Origin of the sequence: Parasphingorhabdus sp. (assembly GCF_048269915.1) — a bacterium.
In the GTDB taxonomy this organism is placed as follows: domain Bacteria; phylum Pseudomonadota; class Alphaproteobacteria; order Sphingomonadales; family Sphingomonadaceae; genus Parasphingorhabdus.
On the sequence record NZ_JBLWTY010000006.1, the window covers coordinates 19,612 to 40,808 of the forward strand.

Consider the following 21,197-nt stretch of genomic DNA (forward strand, 5'->3'; position numbering starts at 1 on the left):
CCTGAGCTTGTCGAAGGGCGCTTATCGGTGGAACGCCGCCATCATTCCGCCGCCAACAACTCTTCCGCAGCATTCAGATCGACCGACACCAGCTGGCTGATCCCGCGCTCGATCATCGTTACGCCGAATAACCTGTGCATCCGGCTCATCGTTACCGCATTGTGGGTGACGATCAGATAGCGGGTGCTGGTCTCCGCCACCATTTTGTCGAGCAGGTCGCAGAAGCGCTCGATATTGGCGTCATCAAGCGGGGCATCGACTTCGTCGAGCACGCAGATCGGTGCTGGATTGGTCAGGAAGAGGCCGAAAATCAGGGCCACAGCGGTTAGAGCCTGCTCGCCGCCGGACAGCAACGTCAGCGAAGTCAGCTTCTTGCCCGGCGGCTGGGCCATGATCTCTAGGCCGGCTTCCAGAGGATCGTCGCTGTTGATCAGTTCGAGATGCGCCTTGCCACCATCGAACAGGGTGTTGAACAGCCGCTGAAAATGCTGGTCGACTTCCTCGAACGCCGCGAGCAATCTTTGGCGCCCTTCGCGGTTGAGGCTGCCAATTGACCCGCGCAGCTGATGGATTGCCTCGTTCAGCTCTTCGCTTTCCTTGGTCGATTTTTCCCACTCGCCTTCGAGTTCCGCGAGTTCGTCAGCAGCCACCAGATTAACCGGACCGATCCGCTCCCGGCTTAGCGACAGGCGTTCGAGTTCCGCAGACTCCTGCGATGCGTCGCCAACCGTCTCTTCGTCAAATTCCAGTTTTTTCGGTAGCACCGGAGCGGGGCATTCAAATTTTTCGGCCGAGATCCGCCCCATTTCAACGCGTCGCTGTTCCTGATTCTCGGCCCGCGCCTTCGCCCCGGCGCGCAATTCGCGTGCCTGACTGAGCATTTCGCCGGCCTGGGTGAGCCGGTCTTCGTGATCGCGCTGGGCCAGTTCGGCGGCCTGCAGCGTGGCGTCTTTCTCTTCGACTTTGGCGTTAAGCGCCTGCTGCTGTTCTTCCAGCCTGGTGACTTCCACCTCGATTACCCGCGGACGGTCGGCGAGATTCTCGACCTCTTTCTCGATCAGCGCGCCGCGTTTTGCCATTTCCGCCATTCGCGCCTCGGCCTCGCCGGAGCGGTCCTGCCAGGACCGGATCTGGGCGCTGGCGACCGCTTTCTGTTCCTTCACCTGCGCCAGTTTCTGGTCAATCGCGGAGAGAGCAGCCTGTGATGACATGACCTGACCCCGCGCCGCATCGCGTCGGTCCTGCAGGGCGGACCGCGCCTGCTCCTGCGCTGCACCATCGGGCTGGCTGCTGCGTTCCTTTTGCGCGGCTTCCAGTTCGGCAAGCGCGGTCGCGGCTTCCGCTTTCAGCGCAGCGTCGCGCTCGACCAGACTGGCGGTGCGTTTCTGTAGCCAGGACAAAGCCTCTTCTGCCTGATCGGCTTCGCGCAGTGTCTGCCGCAGCGCTTCCTCGGCATCGCGGCGCGCTTGACGTGCTTCACCAAGCTGATTTTCGACCATCGAAATTGCTTCGCGTTCTGCTGCCAGGGCCGATTCTGCCGCTGCAACCTTGTTTTGCGCCGGGACCAGCATATCCTGCAATGCGCGCAGCCGATTGGCGCGGACCAGCCGTTCGGCGCTGGCATTGCCATCATCGCGGGCAACGAAGCCATCCCAGCGGCGCAAGGCACCTGTCCTGGTGACAAGTCGTTGTCCCACCGAGAGAATCTGTCCCTCGTCGCTATCTGCAACAAATATCTGTGACAGGCGGTTGTGCAATTCTGCCGGTGCTTCAACCTGACCAAGCAGGGCTTCGGTTCCCGCAGGCGTATCACCGGGGGCAGTCATTTTGCCGCCGGCCCAGAAGCGGTCACCTTCTTCGCCAATGGCGGCAAGCAGATCATCGCCCAGCGCCGCTGCCAGAGCACGTTCATAGCCTGGAGCAGGCTTGACCTGGTCAATTGCCTTGTTCGTGCTTTCAGCCTTGGACAGTTCACGGTCCAATGCGTCATGCTCGGATTGCAGGCCGGCCAGTTCGGCCCTGATTGTGGACAGGCTGGATTGGGCGGCATCGCGTGCGGCAGTTGCTTCAATGCGCTGTTCCTCGAGCGCTGTAATTTTGCCACCGCTGTCGTCCGCAGCTTTTTGGGCCGTTTCCCGCGCCGCAATTGCTTCGGCAAGAGCTACTTGCAACTCAGCTTCATCACCCATTTCGGCGCGCTCGGCATTCAGCCGGTCCAGTTCCACAGCCAGCCGGTCATGGCGCGTCTGCGCCGCGTCAACGGCGGCATTGGCAACTTTTATCTCGGCCTGAATCCGGGCTTCTTCGGCTACCGCCTTGGCCAGTTCCACTTCTGCCTCGCTGGCCGCCCGTTCGGTTTGTTCGGCCGCGCGCTCCAGTTCCGGACGCTCCTTGTTGAGACTGGCCAATTCCGCCGAAAGCCGCTTCTCGTCCTGTTCCAGACCAGCCAGAGCCTCCATCGCGTCGCGGGTCAGCTGGTCTTCCCGGGCATTGTCATCACGGATACGCTGGGCTTGCGTCTGCAGATCAAGCAGGCGCGATTTCAGATTGTCGCGCTCGTTGGTCAGGGTCAGCAACCGATGGCTGGATTCGCTGGCTTCTTCGCGCGCGCGTTGAACCTCGGCGCGCAATATGCCTAGCCCTTTGGCACTTTCATTTTGCGCCGATACAGCGGCTTGCTGTTCCTGCTGCGCCGCATTGACCTTGGCCTCGGCGGCTTCCGCTTCGATACGGGCTGCATCGGCGGCTGCTGCAGCCTCTTTCCAGCGCGCGTAGATCAGCCGCCCTTCGACGGTGGTGATTTCGCTGCTCAGCTTCTTGTAGCGCTCTGCCTGCTTTGCCTGCCGCTTCAAATTGGCGGCGCGCTGCTCCATATCACCCAATATATCATCGAGACGAGCCAGATTTTTCTCTGCGGCGCGCAATTTCTGTTCGGCATCCTTGCGCCGGACATGCAAGCCGGAAATACCCGCCGCTTCCTCGAGCATTTCCCGCCGGGCTTCGGGTTTGGAGGAGATGATGTTGGATATCTTGCCCTGGCTGACCAGCGCCGGGCTGTGGGCACCGGTGGCGGCGTCGGCGAAAATCAGCGCAATATCCTTGGCCCGGACATCGGTGCCATTGGCCCGATAGGCGGAGCCGGAGCCGCGCTCGATCCGCCGGACGATCTCCAGTTCGCTGTCATTGTCACCAACGTGCAGCGATGACACATCGTTGGTTTCCCGTTCCGCCGTTAGCGCCACTTCGGCAAATTGCCGTTCGGGACGGTCCTGGGTGCCGGCGAAGATCACATCTTCCATGCCGCCGCCGCGCATCGACTTGGCGCTATTCTCTCCCATCACCCAGCGGATCGCTTCCAGCAGGTTGGATTTGCCGCAGCCATTGGGACCGACCACGCCGGTCAGCCCTTTTTCAATGCGCAGTTCGGTAGGGTCGACAAAGCTCTTGAAGCCCGAGAGTCTGAGCTTCTTTATCTGCATGAAATAGCCCTCATGCGGCCTCTATCGATACCCAGATTCAAATCGCGCCCTCTCTTGCGATTGGTCCGGCGCCTATCGCGCGCCAGCCTCCTTCAGCTTGGTTTCAACCATTGTCCAGTTGGTGCCTTCGATCTTCTGACCGTTGATCAGGAAGGTCGGTGTTCCCTCGATATTATAGTCCTCGGCGGCTTTCTGGGTGCCATTCATCAGCATTTCAGCAGTTTTTGTATCTGCCAGACAAGCCTTGGCCTGGTCTTCGGAAATACCGCGCTGCTGGAAAAAGCTGATCAGGCCCAGCTGCTCGGCGAGGCGAACAAATCGCGTTTCCGGATCGGACTGCAATATATTGCTATAGGTTCCCTCTCCCATGCCCTGCGCTTTTTCAAACATCGTTCCCTGATAGCCCAGAGCCTGTTCGGTCAGCGGAAAAAATGGGCCTTCGCCACCACAGCGGGACAGGATGGCAGCGGAAAGATCCAGCGGGTCACGGACGAAATTGCGGATTTCAAAGCTGACCCGGCCGCTCTCGACATAAGTGTCGCGCAGCGGGGCAAAGGCCTGTTCGCCAAAATCCCGACAATGCGAGCAGGTGATGGACATATATTCGACCAGCTTGATCGGCGCATCGGGGTTGCCCATGACGATGCCGCCGGATTCGGTCTTGGCAACCGTCTCTGACCATTTCTGTCCCGCAGGAGCGGCGACTGCCTCGACCGCTTCGGATGAGCTTACTCCGGCCTCGCCTTCATTTGCTTCGCCGCAGGCCGTCAGTGCCAAAGCAAATGCCAGGGGAGCGATATAGTTGAGTGTGCGCATAGTCTGTTCCTGTTTTCTGATGGGTTCGAATGTCTATCGCGGCAGCGCCGTCAAGCTGGGTTGCAGGGCAGTCCAGCTGTGGACTTTTGGAAGGGGTTGACCAGCCAGCGTAAAACTGGGTGTTCCGGTCAGTTTGAGCGACGTGGTGCCATATTTGGTCATCGCGAGAATCTTGTCCTGTTCGGCCGGATCGGACAGGCAGGCGTCGATCTGGGACGCGGTAAAGCCACGGCCTTTCATCAATGTGTCGAGGCCCGCGGCTTTGGCGATTTTCCTGAGTCGCTCCGGAAGGGTGCCATCATTCAATGTCTTCATCACTTCGGGAGAGGCAGACTGAAATTTCTTCAGCCATTCCGGTTGTCGCAGCAACAAGGCGTGATGATTGCCGAAAAATTTGGTCCGCCCGCCGCAGCGGGCGAGCATTGCGGCCGTCAGGTCAATGGGGTTGAGGACCAGGTTGCGGACTTCGAAGCTGACATGGCCCTTGTTGACAAAATTTGTGATCAGGATGCTGTGGGATTCTTTTTCGAAAGCGGCGCAATGGCTGCACGTGTAGCTCATATATTCGGTCAGCTTGTGCCGGGCGAGCGGGTTGCCCATGATGTGACCGCCCATTGGCGACATTGTGACTCGTTTGGACCAGTCGGTCTGCTGCGCAAACGCCGGTGCGGCGATCATGGTTGCTGCTGCCAATGCCGAAGCAAGATACGCGCTTCCCATCTTCATGTCTGGTCCTTCTTCTTGTCACCGCCACCGATCTTGCCGATGATCTTTATACTCGATTGCGCATCTGTCTTAGGGGTCGCTTCCACCTTTGCAACTGCCGATGCCAGCGATTCGAGCACCCGGTTCAGCTCCGCATCGCCAATATCGCGCAGATTTTCGCCCAGCTGGATCGGGGCAGGTTTGAGCGAGGCCGGCAGGGCGACCCTTTTTTCCTTGTCTTTCCTTGGCGTTACGGTGCCTTGTCTGAATCGTACCTGACTGATCGCACCATAGCCGAAAAAGCGGTTTACCCGTTCGATGATATCCGGCGCGATATGCTGCATCAGCGTTGCATAAGCGCCGGAAACCAGCAGATTCAATGTTCCGCCCTCCTTCTCCCCGCGCGGGAAGCGGATCGATTCGGGGAGTGAAACCGCAGCATAGCGTTCGCCGACAATCTCTGCCCAGCGGCTGACCACCGAACTCTGGATGAAACCATAGCGGCGAAAGGCGGCGCGACCGATTTCGGGCATCAGGTCGGAGATGCTTTTCGCCGGACCGCCGCGCGGGCGCTGATATTTCTGGTATTTTTTGGCAGCGGGTTTTTTGGACGCAATCGTACCAATATGGCCGATTTTCGCCTTTTCTTCGCCAGTTGTGCCAATTTTCTTCGCCATTATGTTCATTTATGGCATGGCGCGGCCATGGCCGTCGATAGTTTCTCCGCCAAAGCGCGTAAAATTTCTGCCAATATCGGTGCACATTATGTGGATAACGCGCGAACGCTGCCCTGGCGGACGCCGCCGGGCGGTGATTTGCCCAATCCCTATCATGTCTGGTTGTCTGAGGTGATGCTCCAGCAAACCACCGCCGGTGCGGTCAAAAGCTATTTCGAGAAATTCATCCGGCGCTGGCCCACCGTCCAGGACCTGGCCCGTGCCGACGAAGCGGACCTAATGGCGGCATGGGCCGGACTGGGCTATTATGCGCGGGCAAGGAATCTTCATAAATGTGCGGTGCATATTACTGAGAACATGAATGGAATCTTTCCTCAGAAAGAGTCTGAGCTGTTAAAATTACCCGGTGTGGGTGCCTATACGGCGGCGGCAATAGCGGCGATCGCCTTTGGCGAACGGGCGGTGGTGGTCGATGCCAATATCGAGCGGCTGGTGGCGCGGCTGTTCGCCATTGATACACCACTCCCCAAAGGCAAGGCTGAAATCCGGTCGGCGATGGACGCGATTACCCCGGATCGCGGGGCCGGTGATTTCGCCCAGGCCTGCATGGATATCGGCGCAACTATTTGCACCTCCAAAAATCCGAAATGCGATATCTGTCCGGTGCAAGAACAGTGTGTGGCCCATGCGATCCGCGATGAGGAGGCCTATCCTGTCAAGGCGCCAAAAAAGGAAAAGCCCGTCCGCCGCGCGCGGTTTTTCTGGATCGAGCAGCGAGGGCAATTATTATTGTCCACTCGCCCGCCGAAAGGCATGCTCGGCGGTATGCGGGCGCTGCCGGATGATGGCTGGGCCGCCGGCAATGATGGTCATGCCCGACCACCATTGGCAGGAAAATGGCAAGTGCATGACAATATTGTTCAGCACAGCTTCACCCATTTTTCGCTTGAGGTTGATTTGGCGGTTTATCAGGATGAGAAATTCGTTACTGATATGGTTTCCCAGTTCTGGTGGCCGCTGGACAATATTGCCGAAGCCGGTCTGCCGACCCTTTTTGCCAAGGCCGTGAAATGGAAAACGGAGAGAGAAACATGACCGCTGACAAACCTGCTACATCCTCTATGGGTTCTGCATTTTCCCGACGTTCCGTGCTCGGTGGTATCGGTACGGGAGCCTTGCTGGCCGGCATGCCCGGGATCGCCTTCGCCAAAGAGGCGGGCACGAATTTCCCCGGATTGACCCGGATCATCCAGCAATATGTCGCGGAAAAGAAAGTCGCGGGCATGATGGCGATGATCGGTTTTGGCCAAACCGAGCCGCAGGTGATTGCAGCCGGTACGCTTACACTGGGCGGCGGCAAGCCCGTCGGCCCCGACACATTGTGGCGGATGTATTCGCAGACCAAGCCGATAACCGGCATGGCGACGATGATGCTGGTCGAGGATGGGCTGATTTCGCTGGATCAACCGCTGTCAGATATTTTTCCCGAATTTGCCGATATGCAGGTGCTGGTCGATCCGGAAGGCGCGCTGGACAATGTCGAGCCAGCCAAGGCACCGATCACCATCCGGCAGTTGCAAACCCATACGGCCGGTCTTGGTTATACGATCATATCGAAAGGGCCGATTCAGAAAGCCTATCTCGCTGCCGGCCTCACTCCGGGCCGCGTGAGCCGGAGCGTAATACCCGGAATCGATCCGGGTGCGCCAACTCCGGACATCATGACCTTCGTGAAGCGCCTGTCCGAACTGCCGCTGGTCTACCAGCCCGGTACGCAGTGGAGCTACTCGCTCAGCCATGATGTTCTGAGCGCCGTGATCGAGAAGGTTTCGGGCAAGCCGCTCGACCAGTTTCTTCAGGAACGAATGTTCGGGCCTCTAGGGATGAAAAACATATTCTACCAGGTTCCTGCCAATCGCGCAGTCGACCTTGCGGATAATTACGCGCCCTTTGCAGGAGCGCTGATCCCGATCGATCCGGGCGCCACCAGCATCTATCTCGACAAGCCGCCTTTTGCCTTTGGCAGCACCGGTCTTGTCGGCACGGCTGGCGACTATGACAAGTTCCTGCAAATGTTGCTTGGTTTCGGTACGTTGGACGATGTCCAGGTGATGAAGCCGGAGACGGTGAAGCTTGGCATGTCCAACCTGTTGCCGGAAACCGCCAATACCAAAGGGACCTGGGTGGCCAATCACGGCTTTGGGGCCGGTGGCCGCTCCGGGCTGGGTACGACCGTCAGTCCGGCTGGTACATTTGGCTGGGGCGGGGCAGCCGGAACATCGGCCTTTGTTGATACGGCGCGCGGTTTGCGCGCCGGGGGCTATACTCAGTATATTCCTTCAAACAGCTATCCCTTCCAGTCGGACTTCCCGAAATATGTCTACGCGGACCTGACCGGAACCACACAGGCAGGAGCGGGCAAAACCAGTCCGTAAGAGACATAGAATCCGGCCCCCTTTCAGGGGAGCACAAAATAAAAACGTCCGGGAGACAAGATGCTGACCGCCAGAAATAATATCGTGCCGACCTTCGCCGGGGGAACGCTGGACCGTACCGATCAGGTGCGGGTGAATCCCGAGAAGCTCCGCGCTGCCATGATGAACCCGCGCGCAAAGCTGCTCAAGCTTGATGGCCTGAACCCGGTTTTTGACGATCGCGGTGAACTCGCCTGGGGGGCAGCCTATGAAGCTTCACCCGACAATGATCTGCTTTTGCTCGGTATCGATGACGACACTCCCCTTTTTGCGGAGTTGAACGGAGCAGGGGATGCCGGCCCCGCTGCCAATCGCGCATTGTGGCAGACGCTGGGAGGATTGCCTGCCGATCAGGCCGCCATTTACGCCACAGCGCGCAGTCTGGTGGACTGGCACGCGCGCCATAAATTCTGCGCGCAATGCGGCAAGCCGACCGAGTCCCGCAAGGGGGGCTGGGCGCGCCTGTGTGACCCCGAGAAAGATGGTTGCGGAGCGGAACATTTTCCGCGCACCGATCCTGTGGCGATCATGCTGTCGGAATGCGAAGGTAAAGTCTTGCTGGGTCGCCAGCCACGCTTTCCGCCGAAGAGCTTTTCGGCCTTGGCAGGGTTTCTCGAGCCCGGCGAGAGTATCGAAGGCTGCGTGAAGCGCGAACTGTTTGAAGAAGCGGGAATCCATGTGCATGATGTCCGCTACGTCGCAAGCCAGCCCTGGCCTTTCCCTTCTTCGCTGATGATCGCCTGCACCAGCGTGACCGACGATCCGACGCTGACGCTCGACGAGGAGGAAATTGAGGAAGCCGCCTGGTTTTCGCGGGAAGAAGTGGAGGCGGCCATGGCCGGTGATCGGGGCGCGCTTTTTGTCGCGCCGCCTCCCTTTGCCATTGCCCATGATCTGCTCCGGTACTGGCTGGACCAGTCCGGAAACCGCTAGACCAGTCCCAGATTGGCCAGTTCGCCGAGCATCTCGGCCGGCATTTCTTCGGCCCCTTCGGCGCCGTCACCGAGATCGGGTGGCGCGTCTTTTTCCTCGAGATAGCGCCAGCCCTGATGGGCGCGTTTGGGAATTGGCTGGACAGCGACCAGTCGTGGTTCCAGCCTGATCCACTGCCGTCCCTGGCCATTTTCCATGAAGCCGATGATCGGCGACCGACCGATAATTTTCTTCGCGTGAATCCAGTAGAGCGAGCCGCCGACCATTTCTTCATGGCGCTTGGGCAGATAGCGCGTGGTTAGCCGCGCTTCGCCATCGGTTGCTGCATTGTCTCTATGCGATTCGAGCCAGTTCCGCAGCGTGGCCGGGCTTTCGCTGCGATAAGCAATCTTGGTCATGTTCAATGGCATGAACTTCATCTGTGGTGGGCGACCGGTTTAGTCAAGCGCCGCGACCGAAACTCCTGTTGTCGCAGATTATTATTGCAAATGATTATCAATATCATATTGTAGCGATAGTCGAGCAATGAGGAGAGACATTTTGGGCGAGATTCTGGAAAAGCTATTGTTGCCGCTGCCTGACATCAGGGCGTTGCCATCGGTTGAAGCGAAATTGATCATCGCCTTTCGGCTGACCGTGATCGCGAGCCAGAATGCCTATGACTGTATCGACCATTTGGCGGACAGGCTGGGGGGGAGGCTAGCGGCAACACGGATATTGATATTGGCGGAGACCATTGGGTCGGCCTGGCAGGAGCCTTTCCAAATCGGACGCCCGTGCTGTTCGCAAACCACCCATGACGAAATATGGCTGATCGCTGCTATCCGCCTGGCCGCCGGTGCGAACAGGCCGGCCTTTGATTCGCTCAGCTGCGAAATGCTCGGCGATGGCGAGCGGGAACGCATATACAATGATCTGTGCAATTTTGTCGCGGCTTATGCGCGCTCTAAAGGCTGACCATGCCGCTGCCCACCGCCAGGCTGAGAAAGGCGAGAAAGCCCATGGTATCGGTGATCATCGTCACAAAGACCGAAGACGCCAGGGCGGGGTCCTGATCCAGCCGGTCAAGCATGACCGGTACGAATATTCCGGCAAATCCCGCAATCACGATGTTGATCAGCATCGCGACTGCAATGACGCTGCCGAGCATGGGGTTGGCGAAGATCAGGCCGGTGCCCAGTCCGACCAAGACCGCGATCGTGGCGCCGTTGAGCAAGGCTATCCGGAATTCCCGGCCGATAATCCGGCGTGTGTTGGAGCGGGTCAGTTCGTTCATGGCGAGCGCGCGGACGGAGACAGCCATGGTCTGGGTCCCTGCATTGCCGCCGATTGAGGCTACGATCGGCATCAGAACCGCGAGCGCGACCATTTGCTCGATAGCCGCTCCGAAGATCGAAATGACGAAACTGGCGACCAGCGCCGTCGCCAGATTGGTAATCAGCCAGCGTACGCGCGCCTTGTAGCTATCGCGAATCGGCTCGTTGATATCGCCTTCGCCAGCACCGGACAGCAACAACACGTCCTCGCTGGCCTCATCCTCGACAATATGGAGAATGTCATCGACGGTGATCATCCCGATCAGGCGTCCGTCTTCGTTGATGACAGCGGCTGAGATCAAATTATATTTCTGGAAGCGCAGCGCGACTTCTTCCTGATCCATATCAACCGGGATCAGGGACTGTTCACGCTTCATCACATCGGCGATGGCGATATCGCGGGGGGTTCGGAGAATCCAGCTGAGCTGGCAGGTGCCGATCGGCCGGAATGCCGGGTCGACGACATAAATCTCCCAAAATTCGGTTGTCAGGTCATCATTTTTGCGCAGATAGTCAATCAGATCGCCGACCATCATATGTTCGGGCACCGCGACAAACTCGCGTTGCATGATCCGCCCAGCGGTTTCTTCCTCATAGGTGAGGGCGCTTTCGATCGCGGCGCGATCTTCGGCGTCCAGCTCGGCGAGAACGGCGCGTTGCTCGCCCTCGTCTAGATCCTCGATAATCGCGACCGCGTCATCAGTATCCAGCTGTTCCGTCAGGTCGGCAATCTGACCGGCATCAAGCACTTCGATCAGATCTTCGCGAACATGCTCGTTCATTTCCGCCAGCACGTCGGCGCTGACGAGATCACCTAGAGCTTCGGCGAGTGGTGCGCGTTCATTCTCGTCGACCAGCTCGAAAAGATCGGCAATGTCGGCATTGTGCAGCGGATTGACCAGTTCCTGCGCGAGCGTCGCATTATTATCCTCGACCGCATCGGAAACCGAGCGGACAAATTCGTCCGTCAGCCGGTTGTCATTGTCGAGGACTTCTTCGCGCTCGATATCTTCGGGCGGAGCGTCGTTGATCTCGGTCATCGCGATGCTCCCCTTCAGTGCGCGTTCGGCTGCTTACTAGTCATGACGGTGCTGCAATTGCAATCTTTTGTGACATTTATCGCAAGGCAGGGTGATTTTTTCACTCGTGCCGCCTATATGCGCCCCAACGCCCATTTAACGAACAAAAAGGAACAGACTTGATGGCACATGAAAAAATGACTCTCCACCTTGATACCGGCGATGTAGAAATCAAGCTGCGTCCGGATCTGGCTCCCAATCACGTCGCCCGGATTACCGAACTGGCATCCGAGGGATTTTACGACGGTGTTGTTTTCCACCGCGTCATCGACGGTTTCATGGCACAGGGCGGCGACCCGACCGGCACTGGCATGTCCGGAAGTGACAAGCCCGATATCGCGCAGGAATTTTCCGATGCGCCGCATGCTGAAGGCGTCTGCTCAATGGCTCGCACCATGGATCCGAACAGCGCCAACAGCCAGTTTTTCATCTGCCTTGCCGATGCGGGATTCCTCGACGGACAATATACGGTCTGGGGTGAGGTAACGTCCGGCATGGAAGCCGTTCACGCGCTGCCCAAGGGCGAACCACCGGCACAGCCAGGCGCGATCAAGTCCGTTTCCCTCGGCTGATCACCCGCCACGCGTCTTGATAGACCCAGGATCGCACGGCTCGCTGAATCAGGCCTTGATTCAAACAGCCGGGCGATGCTGGGAGAGCGTATAAATTGACGACGGCCTGACGCTCAATCCCGGCCTTGTCGCCTAAAGGCCCGCTTCAATCACCCAGTCATGGAAAATTCGCACCGCGCGGTTTTTCTTGTCGCGTTTGCGACAAACGAACCAGTAGCTATAGGGACTGTCGACGTCATGGTCGAACAGCCGGACCAGCCGCTTGTCATTGGCATCCGAAAAATGGCCACCGTGCATGATGGCGATACCAAGCCCCTGAGCTGCAGCTTCGAGCATCAGCGGACCGCTGTTGATATGGTCGATACCGGCGGGTTGTAGATCGGGCAGTCCGACAACTTCCTTCCACTGGTCAAAGGCGCGGGTCATATTGCTGTGAATCAGGATATTGTGATTTTTTAGGTCTTCGGGACTGTTGATCGCATTGGGACCGCTGGTCAGTTCCGCCGAAGCAATTGCGTAGACCTTGTTGCTGTCGAGCTTGACCGAGTAGAGATTGGGATCGACATGATCGCTGATGATGATGGCAGCATCGACGGCATCCCCCAGCATATTTTCAGCATGGGCCGACGTATCGACGTCGATATGCAGCTTGGGATAAAGCTTCTTGAGTTCCGGCAGTCGCGGCAGCAATCGTGTCGCTCCGAAAAGGGGCAGCACGCCAAGGCGCAAACGCATATCACTGCCGGTAACGGTCATCTGGTCCACGGCTTCGCCAATGGTTTCGAGGGCCGGCGCAACCGCTTTCAGCAGCATCTCTCCGTCTTCGTTCAGAACCATCGATTGATTGCGCCGTTCGAACAGCGGCTTTCCAATATGATCTTCGAGCGATTTGATTCGGCGACTCAGGGCAGGTGCCGACAGCGCGAGCTCGGCTGCAGCTGCCTTGGACGAACCGAGACGGGCCACACGAATAAACGCCTCAAGGGCGCGCAGGGGAGGAAGACGTCGCATATGCCGCGTAATATTGTTGCAAAATCAGCTTTGTGCAACGCAAAATGACCATGAATTCAAGAAAATGGCAGAAAACCGTAGCTAATAATCTTGATGGATTGCATAATGTGCAACCAACAATGTTCTTTTCGCACTTGCACAATAACCCGATTCGGTGCATTCAGAATAGGCCTTTCAGGCATCCTCTCCTAAAAACTTTTTAGGCCAGTTCTTCGGAACTGGCCTTTTTTTTGCGAAATTTTGCGTCATCGGCGGCATATTGTAATTCGAGGGTCGCATATCCGTGTGACGATCCCTATCTTGTTGGAAACAAGTATAACGATTTCCGAGGAGATACGCCCCCGTGTCCGATTCAGCGCCGATAAAAGACCAGGTTGAAGACGATAGCAATCTGCTGAAACTGCAAGTTGCCAATGCAAGACCCGAGGATAGCGGGCGGGGATTGGCCAGGCTGTCCCGCGATAATCTTGGAAAATTGGGGCTGATCGAGGGCGATGTAGTCGAAATCATCGGCAAGCAGGCGACTCCGGCGCGAGCGGTTTTGCCCTATGCGGAAGATGAGGGGCTTGATTTTGTCCGGCTCGACGGCCTGCAACGCGCCAATGCCGGTGTCGGAGCAGGAGATTTCGTTGAAATTCGCAAAGTCGAATCGAAGGTTGCCAAGAAAGTGGTTTTTGCGCCGGCCCAGAAGGATCTCCGGTTGCAAGGCAATGGCGGCGGTTTGAAGCGCAGCTTCATGGGCCGTCCGCTAAAGGCTGGTGACTTTGTTGCCACCCATGGACAGCAACAGGTGGACCGTGGCGACATGCCACCGCAATTGCGTCAAATGCTGGCAGCCCCGGCCTTTTCTCTTACACAAATACGACTCAACGTCATTTCGACCGTGCCTAAGGGTATCGTCCATATAGACGAAGAAACCGAGGTTGAACTGCGCCCGGAATATGAAGAGTCGACCGAGCACCGCCGCGCCGACGTTACGTATGACGATATTGGCGGGTTGCACGAGACGATCGATCAACTCCGTGAAATGGTCGAACTGCCGCTGCGCTATCCACAGCTATTCACCCGGCTCGGCGTCGATCCGCCACGCGGCGTGTTGCTGCATGGCCCTCCGGGGACAGGTAAGACGCGGCTCGCGCGCGCGGTTGCCAACGAAAGCGAAGCGGAGTTCTTCCTGATCAACGGACCGGAAATCATGGGTTCTGCCTTCGGCGAATCCGAAAAGAAGCTCCGCGAAATATTTGATGCGGCGACCAAGGCTGCGCCCTCAATCCTGTTCATCGACGAGATCGATTCGATCGCGCCCAAGCGCGGGCAGGTGCAGGGTGAGGCAGAAAAACGCCTGGTGGCCCAGCTTTTGACGCTGATGGACGGGCTCGAATCACGTATCAACCTGGTGGTCATTGCGGCGACCAACCGGCCCGAAGCCATTGATGAAGCGCTAAGGCGTCCCGGTCGCTTTGACCGGGAAATTATCGTCGGTGTGCCGGATATTGCAGGGCGGCGCGAAATTCTGGGAATCCACACTCGTGGAATGCCGCTCGACAAGGCCGTCGATCTGAAGGAGCTGGCGCGTACAACCTATGGCTTTGTGGGCGCAGATCTTGCGGCACTGACTCGCGAGGCGGCGATCGAAGCCGTACGGCGCATCATGCCGAAACTGGATCTGGAATCGGAATCGGTGCCGCCGGAGGTGCTGGAAGAGCTGGTCGTTCAGCGCCACGATTTTGTCGAGGCGCTGAAACGGGTCCAGCCCTCCGCGATGCGTGAGGTCATGGTGCAGGCCCCCGACGTTCGCTGGGAAGATATTGGCGGTCTCGACGAGGCGCAGATGCGGCTGAAAGAGGGCATTGAGCTACCGATGAAAAGTCCTGAGGCGTTTTCGCGTCTCGGAATTCGTCCGGCCAAGGGGTTTTTGCTTTACGGGCCTCCGGGAACGGGCAAGACGTTGTTGGCCAAAGCCGTCGCCCGTGAAGCGGAAGCCAATTTCATCGCCACCAAATCCAGTGACCTTCTCTCCAAATGGTATGGCGAGAGCGAGCAACAAATTGCCCGTTTGTTCGCGCGGGCGCGGCAGGTTGCGCCGACAATCCTGTTTATTGACGAGATTGACAGCCTGGTGCCGGCCCGCGGTGGTGGCATGGGTGAGCCGCAGGTAACCGAGCGGGTGGTCAACACTATATTGGCCGAAATGGATGGCCTTGAAGAAATGCAGTCGGTGATCCTGATTGGTGCGACTAACCGTCCCGGTCTGGTTGATCCGGCGTTGCTGCGGCCGGGGCGGTTCGATGAGCTGGTCTATGTACCGGTTCCGGGCAAAGCTGGGCGGCGGCGTATTTTGGCCATTCATACGGCGAGAATGCCACTCGCCAAGGACGTCGATCTTGATGAAATGGCGGAAAGCACAGACCGCTATTCCGGTGCCGATCTAGAAGATCTGGTGCGCCGGGCCGGACTATACGCCTTGCGCGAATTCGGCGGACTGGTCGAAACCGTCCAGATGAAGCATTTTGAACAGGCGTTGAAAGACAGCCGCGCATCGGTGACGCAGGAAATGGAGGAAGAATATTCCAAAATGGAAGCGCAACTGAAGCAAAATGCGATGCGTGCGGAGCCGATCGGATTTGTCGCGCCGGGAATGTTGACGCCGATCAAGGACAGCAAGCACTAGCGGTCGGCGTCCACCTGCTCATCAAGTTTGAGCGTCTTGAAGCCCCAGGCGAATAGTAACACACAGGCGGTTGTGGCTAACCAGAAAGGCAATGGACCAGCATAGGTGTATAGCAGGACACCAATGGCGGGCGATACGATAAACGCCATGCCATTTACCGAGGCGACAATGCCTGCCACCCCGTTTTGCTCGGACCGCTTAACCGCGAGCGAGGCGCCGGCAGTGAACCCGGGACGGAACAGGCCGAAGCCCAGGGACGCCACCGCAAAGCCTATGATGATGCCGTGAAGATCGTGGGACAGACCGATGATCAGGCAGCCAAAGGCCCCCAGTATCATGCCCCACAGGACAGAGACTCGCGGCCCCATTTGGAGCAGCGGGATGAGGCCCCATTGAGCCAGCAATGTGGCGGCCGCGCCGGACATCAGCACAAGACCGGTCATTCTGATCCCCATCTCCGGGTCGCCGCGCAGGCCCAGTCGGTCGAGGACGAGAAACCCGATGATGCCAAGGACCAGGGCATGCGCGTTGCCGCCCAGAACGCCAGTGATCAACCACGGCTTGACCCGATCATCACCCCAACGCAAACGCGGCGGCAGGCCATTTTCGTCTTCGCCATCTTCATCCTCGTCTTTCAAACTGCTAGATGATGGCGCCGAACTATACGGCTCTGACGTAACCACGCCACGTGCTTTGAAGCCGGGGTTATCATTGGGCAGTTTCAGCGCCAGTGCCACCATCACGCCTATGCCAATCGCAGCAAAGGCAAACATTGGGCTCGAAAGGCCAAGCACCGGAATGACTAGCAGGGGAGCAATTGCGGGACCGACGATCGTTCCAAGACCAAAGGATGAAGCAATCAGGGACAATGCCTTTGTCCGGTCTGCGCGCGCGGTTCGAGCGGCGACATAGGCTTGCACGGCGGGTGGAGCTGCCGAACCCAGGCCACCATAGAGACTGCGGAACACGGCGAACAGGATAAAGGTCCAAAGCGCACTATACCAACCAAGAAGCCCTAAAAACAGAGCGAGGCCAGCAAGCGCAAAGGATGTCGTAAAACCGATCATGCCAAGGCGCATGAGAGCTTTGCGGCCGCGGTGGTCGGATAGGCGTGCCCATTTCGGTGCGGTATAGACCCATAGAAGAGCCGACCAGCTAAACGCCGCGCTGACCCAGAAATCCGGAATGTCGAGTTGTGTACCGATCGTTGGCAGGATGGATTGCATGGCTGTATTTCCGGATGCCGTAACCAGCATGACCGAGAAAAGCACCGCCATACGAGTGCTGTCGATTGGCTTTGCATCTGGAACGATTGCCGTTGTCCGTTTCAGTGGTTCAAGGTCGGGAGAATCAGCCATCGGCGCCCTATGCCATGCTATTTCTTCCAGTCATAGCCACGTTCTACGCGCGCGACGTGAAGACTATATTCGCTATACCATTTGCCACGCCCCTGTTCACGGATGGCGGCATGACCGGGGTGATCGCGCCATGCCTTGGCACTGGCATCATCACGCCAGTAGCTGACCGTAATTCCCAGGCCATCGTCAGATCTTGCATCATTTTTGCCGAGATAGCCGGGTTGCCGTTCTGCCAACATGGACATTGATGCTGCCGCAGCCTGATAGCCCGCATCATCCACGCCGGTACGCTGGGCGCAAAATATGATCGCGATCGAGCCTTTCGGGTGCAGAAACATGATCCTTTTCTAATCGTTCGATTGTGACGGGCAACCGGTAAAATATTTGTAACCTGTGCTGTGATGTCCTAATAAAACAGTTTGATCTGTCACCGGAGTAATGTGTTGAATAACAGTATCGCCAAAACGAAATTCGTGGACCGCCTCAAATTGCGGCTGGAGCGGCGTCTCGGCCCCTGGGGCGTCTTCTTCAAGGGTTTCCTGAAGCATCCGGTGATGGTGGGTTCGATCATCCCGTCCTCGGATATCACGGTCAGAAAGATGCTCGCGCCGGTGAAATGGGATGAATGCAATCTGTTTGTCGAATATGGACCGGGCGTGGGCACTTTCTGCCGACCGGTGCTGGAACGCATGAAATCTGATGCAACGCTGATCGTGATCGACCTAAATCCTGATTTCATTGACTATCTGGGCAAGTCGATCCGCGACAGCCGCTTTTACCCAATCCACGGGTCCGCAGCCGATGTGCAAAAGATCATTCGCGAGCTTGGTCACGAAAAAGCCGACTATATTCTTTCCGGTCTGCCCTTCTCGACATTGCCGGACCAACTCGGCCCCAAAATCGCGAGGGAGACCTATGAAGCGATCCGGCCAGGTGGGGCCTTTCTGGTCTACCAATTTGTTAAAAAGGCGCGTGATTTCATGACGCCGCATTTTGACCATATCGACAGCGGTTATTCATTCTGGAATATCTTGCCATGTCATCTGTTCTGGGGGTGGAAAGCGAAATAGCCGTTCGTCGACGAATGAAAGGTGTTTGTCGAAGGCGGCAATCCGCAAAGCCCTGTTTACCGGCATGTTTGAAGATATGTTATTTATATTATGATTGAGAGGAATATCCCGATGTCTCGTTTGTCTCGTGCGCTGTTTCTGGCGTTGACCACCACCTCCTTGACCGTCGCTGCTCCGGTGCTGGCCAAGGAACGTGAAACGGTTGCGCCAGCGCCGGTTAGTGAACTGGTGGATGCGGTGGATATTCCCTATGAAGAATTCACGCTGGACAACGGTTTGAAAGTGCTGGTCCACACCGATCGCAAGGCACCGGTTGTGGCGGTATCCATCTGGTATGGTGTCGGTTCGGCTAATGAGCCGGAGGGCAAGACCGGCTATGCGCATCTGTTCGAACATATCATGTTCAACGGTTCGGAAAATGCGCCGGGCGATTTTTTCGAGCCGCTGCGGCAAATTGGTGCAACTGATCTCAACGGCACGACCTGGCTTGACCGGACCAATTATTTCCAGACCGTTCCGACCTCCGCGCTGGATGTCGCCCTGTTCCTGGAAAGCGACCGGATGGGGCATTTGCTGGGCGCGGTGACGCAAGAGAAGCTCGACAACCAGATCGGTGTCGTTTCGAATGAAAAACGCCAGGGTGACAATCAGCCATATGGACTGGTCGGCTACCGCCAGACCGAATTGCTGTTTCCTGCCGACCATCCCTATGGCCACGACACGATCGGGTCTCTGGAAGATCTCGAAGCGGCTTCGCTCGATGATATGAAAACATGGTTCACCGACCATTATGGACCGAATAATTCCATCCTGGTTCTGGCCGGTGATATAGACGCAGCGACCGCGCGGTCAAAGGTCAATAAATGGTTTGGTGCAATCCCGCCGGGCAAGCCCATTCCGCAGCTCAACCCGGCATTGCCGACACTGGATGCACCGGTATACGAGGTCATGAAAGACAAGGTCGCGACCACGCGCATCTACCGTAACTGGGTGGTGCCGGGCCTGAACGATCCGGATTATACGCCGCTTGATGTCGGTATGACCGTGCTCGGTGGTCTTGCCAGCTCGCGGCTCGACAATATCATGGTGCGGGACGAGAAAAATGCCGTGGCTGTGTCAGCCTATGTCATTCCGTTCGTGCACGGCAGTCTGGTAAACATCCAGGCGGACGTCAAACCGGGCGAAGATGCCGATGCTGTCGCCAAGAGGCTCGACGAGATTATCGCTGACTTCATCGCCAATGGCCCGACCGTCGACGAAGTGCAGCGAGTGGCGACGCGCGATGCTGCGGCACGGATTGCCGGACTTGAGCAGGTTGGAGGATTTAGCGGCAAAGCGGTCGCTTTGGCGCAGGGCAAGCTTTATTCCGACGATCCGGAATTTTACAAAAAGGAACTCGGCCGACTAGCATCGACGACACCCGCAGCGGTCAAGGCTGCGATGCAGAAATGGCTGACCCGTCCCGTGGTCGGTATCCGGGTGATCCCGGGTGAGCGGGATGAATATCAGGAAGTCGGTGCTGGCAAGGGTGCCCGCACCGGCGTATTGACGGCTCCTGCTTTCTACACACAAGATGGTGAAGCGGCCAGCGTGCCCGCACCCGACCGGTCTCATTTGCCGCCTGTCGGCGACATTCCCAATGTCGATTTCCCGGATGTCGAAACCGCGACCCTGTCCAATGGCATCAAGGTCTATTTTGCCCATCGTGATGCGGTGCCGATGACGCGCGTGACGCTGTCTTTCAATGCTGGCATCAGTGCCGATTCTTCCGACAAGCTCGGTTTGCAGAATTTTGTAACCGCGATTCTGGAAGAAGGCACGACCAGCCTGACATCAGTCGAAATTGCCGAACAGCAGGAACGGCTGGGCGCCAATATCAGTATCGGCGGCGGTCGGGACCGGACCGATGTCGATCTGAGCGCGGTCAACCCGAATCTTGATGCCTCGCTCGACCTGATGGCGGATATTGTCAAAAATCCGGCGTTCAAGACGGATGATATCGAGCGCATCCGCGTCCAGCAGTTGACCGCGATCGACCGGGAGGAAAGCGATCCGCTGAGCATCGCCAACAATATTCTGCCGCCGGTGATCTTTGGTACCAGTCACCCTTATGGCCGCGGCCTTTCGGGCAATGGCACCAAGGAGACAGTATCCGCGATTACTCGCGATGATTTGAAGGCCTTTCATCAACAATGGATACACCCCGCAAAGGCAACCATCTTTGCCGCGGGGAAGATCGACAAGCAGGTCTTGCTCGACAAGCTCGAGATGCGCTTCGGTCGCTGGAAGGGGGCTGGAAAAGCTGCGCCGGCAAAGAATTTTGATGCTGCCATTCCGGAAGGAGATGGCCGGATCATCGTCGTCCATCGTCCCAATTCGCCGCAGTCGATGATTTTGGCGGGACAGATATTGCCGTATAAGGGCTCCGATGATCTGCTGATGCTCGGCGCGGCCAATGAAATATTGGGCGGCAATTTCCTCTCGCGGATCAATATGGATTTGCGCGAAACCAAGGGCTGGAGCTACGGCACGCGCAACAGCGTCGTCCGCGGCGAAGACCGCGCTTTCTATTCCATGCGTGCGCCTGTCCAGACCAACCAGACCGGCCCGGCTGTCGCCGCCATAGATGCGCAGGTCCGCGATTTTCTTGGCACAAACGGGGTCACGCCGGAGGAACTGCAACGCACGGTCAATGGCAATGTCCGCCAGTTGCCCGGGCAGTTTGAACGCACGCCAAGCATCATGGGCCAGATGCAGGGTGACGTGATGTTCGGTCGGCCGTCCAATTATGCAGAAACGGTGGCGGATCGATATCAGGCGATGACCGCAGATGATCTCAATCAGGCGATGGCCGAAGCGATTGACCCGGATAAATTCACCTGGGTGATTGTCGGCGACGTCGACAAGATCAAGACGCAGCTTGAGGCACTCGACATGCCGATCGAATATCGCGGCTATGAAGCTAGTGACACTGGTGTTAACAATGACAGCAGTTCGGATGATTCGGCGGGTGGTAGCGAGTGATCGTCAGCCTGA

Annotated in this window: 17 protein-coding genes; 8 read left to right on the forward strand and 9 right to left on the reverse strand. The window is 57.6% G+C overall.

The annotated features are described in order from the left end of the window. Positions 1-41: 41 nt before the first annotated feature. The 4 genes from smc to ACN0WX_RS12940 all read right to left on the reverse strand — a co-directional run bounded on the left by smc (position 42) and on the right by ACN0WX_RS12940 (position 5,677). The gene (gene smc / locus ACN0WX_RS12925) at positions 42-3,479 is read right to left on the reverse strand and encodes a chromosome segregation protein SMC (RefSeq protein WP_417622751.1); all 3,438 of its coding nucleotides are present in this window, start codon (positions 3,477-3,479) and stop codon (positions 42-44) included. 72 nt (positions 3,480-3,551) lie between these two features. After that, positions 3,552-4,295, reverse strand: coding sequence for a thioredoxin domain-containing protein (locus tag ACN0WX_RS12930; protein ID WP_417622752.1), 744 nt, complete (start codon positions 4,293-4,295; stop codon positions 3,552-3,554). Positions 4,296-4,328: 33 nt separating this feature from the next. After that, positions 4,329-5,021 (reverse strand): DsbA family protein, encoded by a 693-nt coding sequence (locus ACN0WX_RS12935; RefSeq protein WP_417622753.1) that lies wholly within the window; start codon positions 5,019-5,021, stop codon positions 4,329-4,331. Beyond that, complete coding sequence (locus tag ACN0WX_RS12940) at positions 5,018-5,677, reverse strand: DUF721 domain-containing protein (protein ID WP_417622754.1); 660 nt, start codon at positions 5,675-5,677, stop codon at positions 5,018-5,020. The genes ACN0WX_RS12935 and ACN0WX_RS12940 overlap by 4 nt, the downstream gene beginning before the upstream one ends. Before the next feature lie 27 nt (positions 5,678-5,704). On the opposite strand from ACN0WX_RS12940, the gene ACN0WX_RS12945 reads away from it, so the two are divergent. The 3 genes from ACN0WX_RS12945 to nudC are packed head-to-tail and all read left to right on the forward strand — an operon-like array spanning position 5,705 to position 9,084. After that, positions 5,705-6,772, forward strand: a complete 1,068-nt coding sequence (locus tag ACN0WX_RS12945) for an A/G-specific adenine glycosylase (RefSeq protein ID WP_417622755.1) — start codon at positions 5,705-5,707, stop codon at positions 6,770-6,772. Beyond that, a complete protein-coding gene (locus ACN0WX_RS12950; RefSeq protein WP_417622756.1) occupies positions 6,769-8,112 on the forward strand; it encodes a serine hydrolase domain-containing protein in 1,344 nt (447 codons plus the stop codon). Before ACN0WX_RS12945 ends, ACN0WX_RS12950 begins: the two co-directional genes overlap by 4 nt. Before the next feature lie 60 nt (positions 8,113-8,172). Then, entirely contained in the window at positions 8,173-9,084 is a 912-nt protein-coding gene (gene nudC, locus ACN0WX_RS12955) for an NAD(+) diphosphatase (protein WP_417622757.1), read from the forward strand. Here nudC and ACN0WX_RS12960 read toward each other — a convergent pair. Then, a complete protein-coding gene (locus ACN0WX_RS12960; RefSeq protein ID WP_417622758.1) occupies positions 9,081-9,494 on the reverse strand; it encodes a DUF1489 family protein in 414 nt (137 codons plus the stop codon). The two genes, nudC and ACN0WX_RS12960, sit on opposite strands and share 4 nt — an antisense overlap. Before the next feature lie 130 nt (positions 9,495-9,624). On the opposite strand from ACN0WX_RS12960, the gene ACN0WX_RS12965 reads away from it, so the two are divergent. Then, a complete protein-coding gene (locus ACN0WX_RS12965) occupies positions 9,625-10,041 on the forward strand; it encodes a hypothetical protein (protein WP_417622759.1) in 417 nt (138 codons plus the stop codon). Here ACN0WX_RS12965 and mgtE read toward each other — a convergent pair. Further along, positions 10,031-11,440: a magnesium transporter gene (mgtE, locus tag ACN0WX_RS12970; protein WP_417622760.1), complete on the reverse strand. Its 1,410-nt coding sequence runs from the start codon at positions 11,438-11,440 to the stop codon at positions 10,031-10,033. The genes ACN0WX_RS12965 and mgtE overlap by 11 nt on opposite strands. 161 nt (positions 11,441-11,601) lie before the next feature. Here mgtE and ACN0WX_RS12975 point away from each other — a divergent pair, with 161 nt between their 5' ends. Continuing rightward, positions 11,602-12,051 carry a peptidylprolyl isomerase gene (locus tag ACN0WX_RS12975; RefSeq protein WP_417622761.1) on the forward strand — a complete coding sequence of 150 codons (450 nt, stop codon included), beginning with the start codon at positions 11,602-11,604 and terminating at the stop codon, positions 12,049-12,051. A 132-nt stretch (positions 12,052-12,183) separates the two neighbouring features. On the opposite strand, the gene ACN0WX_RS12980 is transcribed toward ACN0WX_RS12975, so the two are convergent. After that, complete coding sequence (locus tag ACN0WX_RS12980; protein WP_417622762.1) at positions 12,184-13,062, reverse strand: LysR substrate-binding domain-containing protein; 879 nt, start codon at positions 13,060-13,062, stop codon at positions 12,184-12,186. Positions 13,063-13,405: 343 nt separating this feature from the next. Between ACN0WX_RS12980 and ACN0WX_RS12985 the strand changes: the two genes are divergently transcribed. After that, complete coding sequence (locus ACN0WX_RS12985; RefSeq protein WP_417622763.1) at positions 13,406-15,733, forward strand: CDC48 family AAA ATPase; 2,328 nt, start codon at positions 13,406-13,408, stop codon at positions 15,731-15,733. On the opposite strand, the gene ACN0WX_RS12990 is transcribed toward ACN0WX_RS12985, so the two are convergent. Together ACN0WX_RS12990 and ACN0WX_RS12995 are read right to left on the reverse strand one after the other, a co-directional pair. Beyond that, positions 15,730-17,091, reverse strand: coding sequence for an MFS transporter (locus ACN0WX_RS12990; RefSeq protein ID WP_417622764.1), 1,362 nt, complete (start codon positions 17,089-17,091; stop codon positions 15,730-15,732). The genes ACN0WX_RS12985 and ACN0WX_RS12990 overlap by 4 nt on opposite strands. Positions 17,092-17,108: 17 nt before the next feature. Continuing rightward, a complete protein-coding gene (locus tag ACN0WX_RS12995) occupies positions 17,109-17,429 on the reverse strand; it encodes an antibiotic biosynthesis monooxygenase family protein (RefSeq protein ID WP_417622765.1) in 321 nt (106 codons plus the stop codon). A gap of 102 nt (positions 17,430-17,531) precedes the next feature. On the opposite strand from ACN0WX_RS12995, the gene ACN0WX_RS13000 reads away from it, so the two are divergent. Further along, positions 17,532-18,161 carry a class I SAM-dependent methyltransferase gene (locus ACN0WX_RS13000; RefSeq protein ID WP_417622766.1) on the forward strand — a complete coding sequence of 210 codons (630 nt, stop codon included), beginning with the start codon at positions 17,532-17,534 and terminating at the stop codon, positions 18,159-18,161. Positions 18,162-18,272: 111 nt separating this feature from the next. Next, complete coding sequence (locus ACN0WX_RS13005; protein WP_417622767.1) at positions 18,273-21,185, forward strand: M16 family metallopeptidase; 2,913 nt, start codon at positions 18,273-18,275, stop codon at positions 21,183-21,185. Positions 21,186-21,197 lie beyond the last annotated feature (12 nt).

Excerpts from the sequence above, each read along its gene's own strand:
- ACN0WX_RS12945 (WP_417622755.1), top strand. The coding sequence starts at position 5,705 with ATGGCCGTCGATAGTTTCTCCGCCAAAGCGCGTAAAATTTCTGCCAAT.
- smc (WP_417622751.1), bottom strand. The coding sequence starts at position 3,479 with ATGCAGATAAAGAAGCTCAGACTCTCGGGCTTCAAGAGCTTTGTCGAC.
- ACN0WX_RS12930 (WP_417622752.1), bottom strand. The coding sequence starts at position 4,295 with ATGCGCACACTCAACTATATCGCTCCCCTGGCATTTGCTTTGGCACTG.
- nudC (WP_417622757.1), top strand. The coding sequence starts at position 8,173 with ATGCTGACCGCCAGAAATAATATCGTGCCGACCTTCGCCGGGGGAACG.
- ACN0WX_RS12990 (WP_417622764.1), bottom strand. The coding sequence starts at position 17,091 with ATGGCTGATTCTCCCGACCTTGAACCACTGAAACGGACAACGGCAATC.
- ACN0WX_RS12960 (WP_417622758.1), bottom strand. The coding sequence starts at position 9,494 with ATGCCATTGAACATGACCAAGATTGCTTATCGCAGCGAAAGCCCGGCC.
- ACN0WX_RS12950 (WP_417622756.1), top strand. The coding sequence starts at position 6,769 with ATGACCGCTGACAAACCTGCTACATCCTCTATGGGTTCTGCATTTTCC.
- ACN0WX_RS12975 (WP_417622761.1), top strand. The coding sequence starts at position 11,602 with ATGGCACATGAAAAAATGACTCTCCACCTTGATACCGGCGATGTAGAA.
- ACN0WX_RS12940 (WP_417622754.1), bottom strand. The coding sequence starts at position 5,677 with ATGGCGAAGAAAATTGGCACAACTGGCGAAGAAAAGGCGAAAATCGGC.
- mgtE (WP_417622760.1), bottom strand. The coding sequence starts at position 11,440 with ATGACCGAGATCAACGACGCTCCGCCCGAAGATATCGAGCGCGAAGAA.
- ACN0WX_RS12935 (WP_417622753.1), bottom strand. The coding sequence starts at position 5,021 with ATGAAGATGGGAAGCGCGTATCTTGCTTCGGCATTGGCAGCAGCAACC.
- ACN0WX_RS13005 (WP_417622767.1), top strand. The coding sequence starts at position 18,273 with ATGTCTCGTTTGTCTCGTGCGCTGTTTCTGGCGTTGACCACCACCTCC.
- ACN0WX_RS12995 (WP_417622765.1), bottom strand. The coding sequence starts at position 17,429 with ATGTTTCTGCACCCGAAAGGCTCGATCGCGATCATATTTTGCGCCCAG.
- ACN0WX_RS12980 (WP_417622762.1), bottom strand. The coding sequence starts at position 13,062 with ATGCGACGTCTTCCTCCCCTGCGCGCCCTTGAGGCGTTTATTCGTGTG.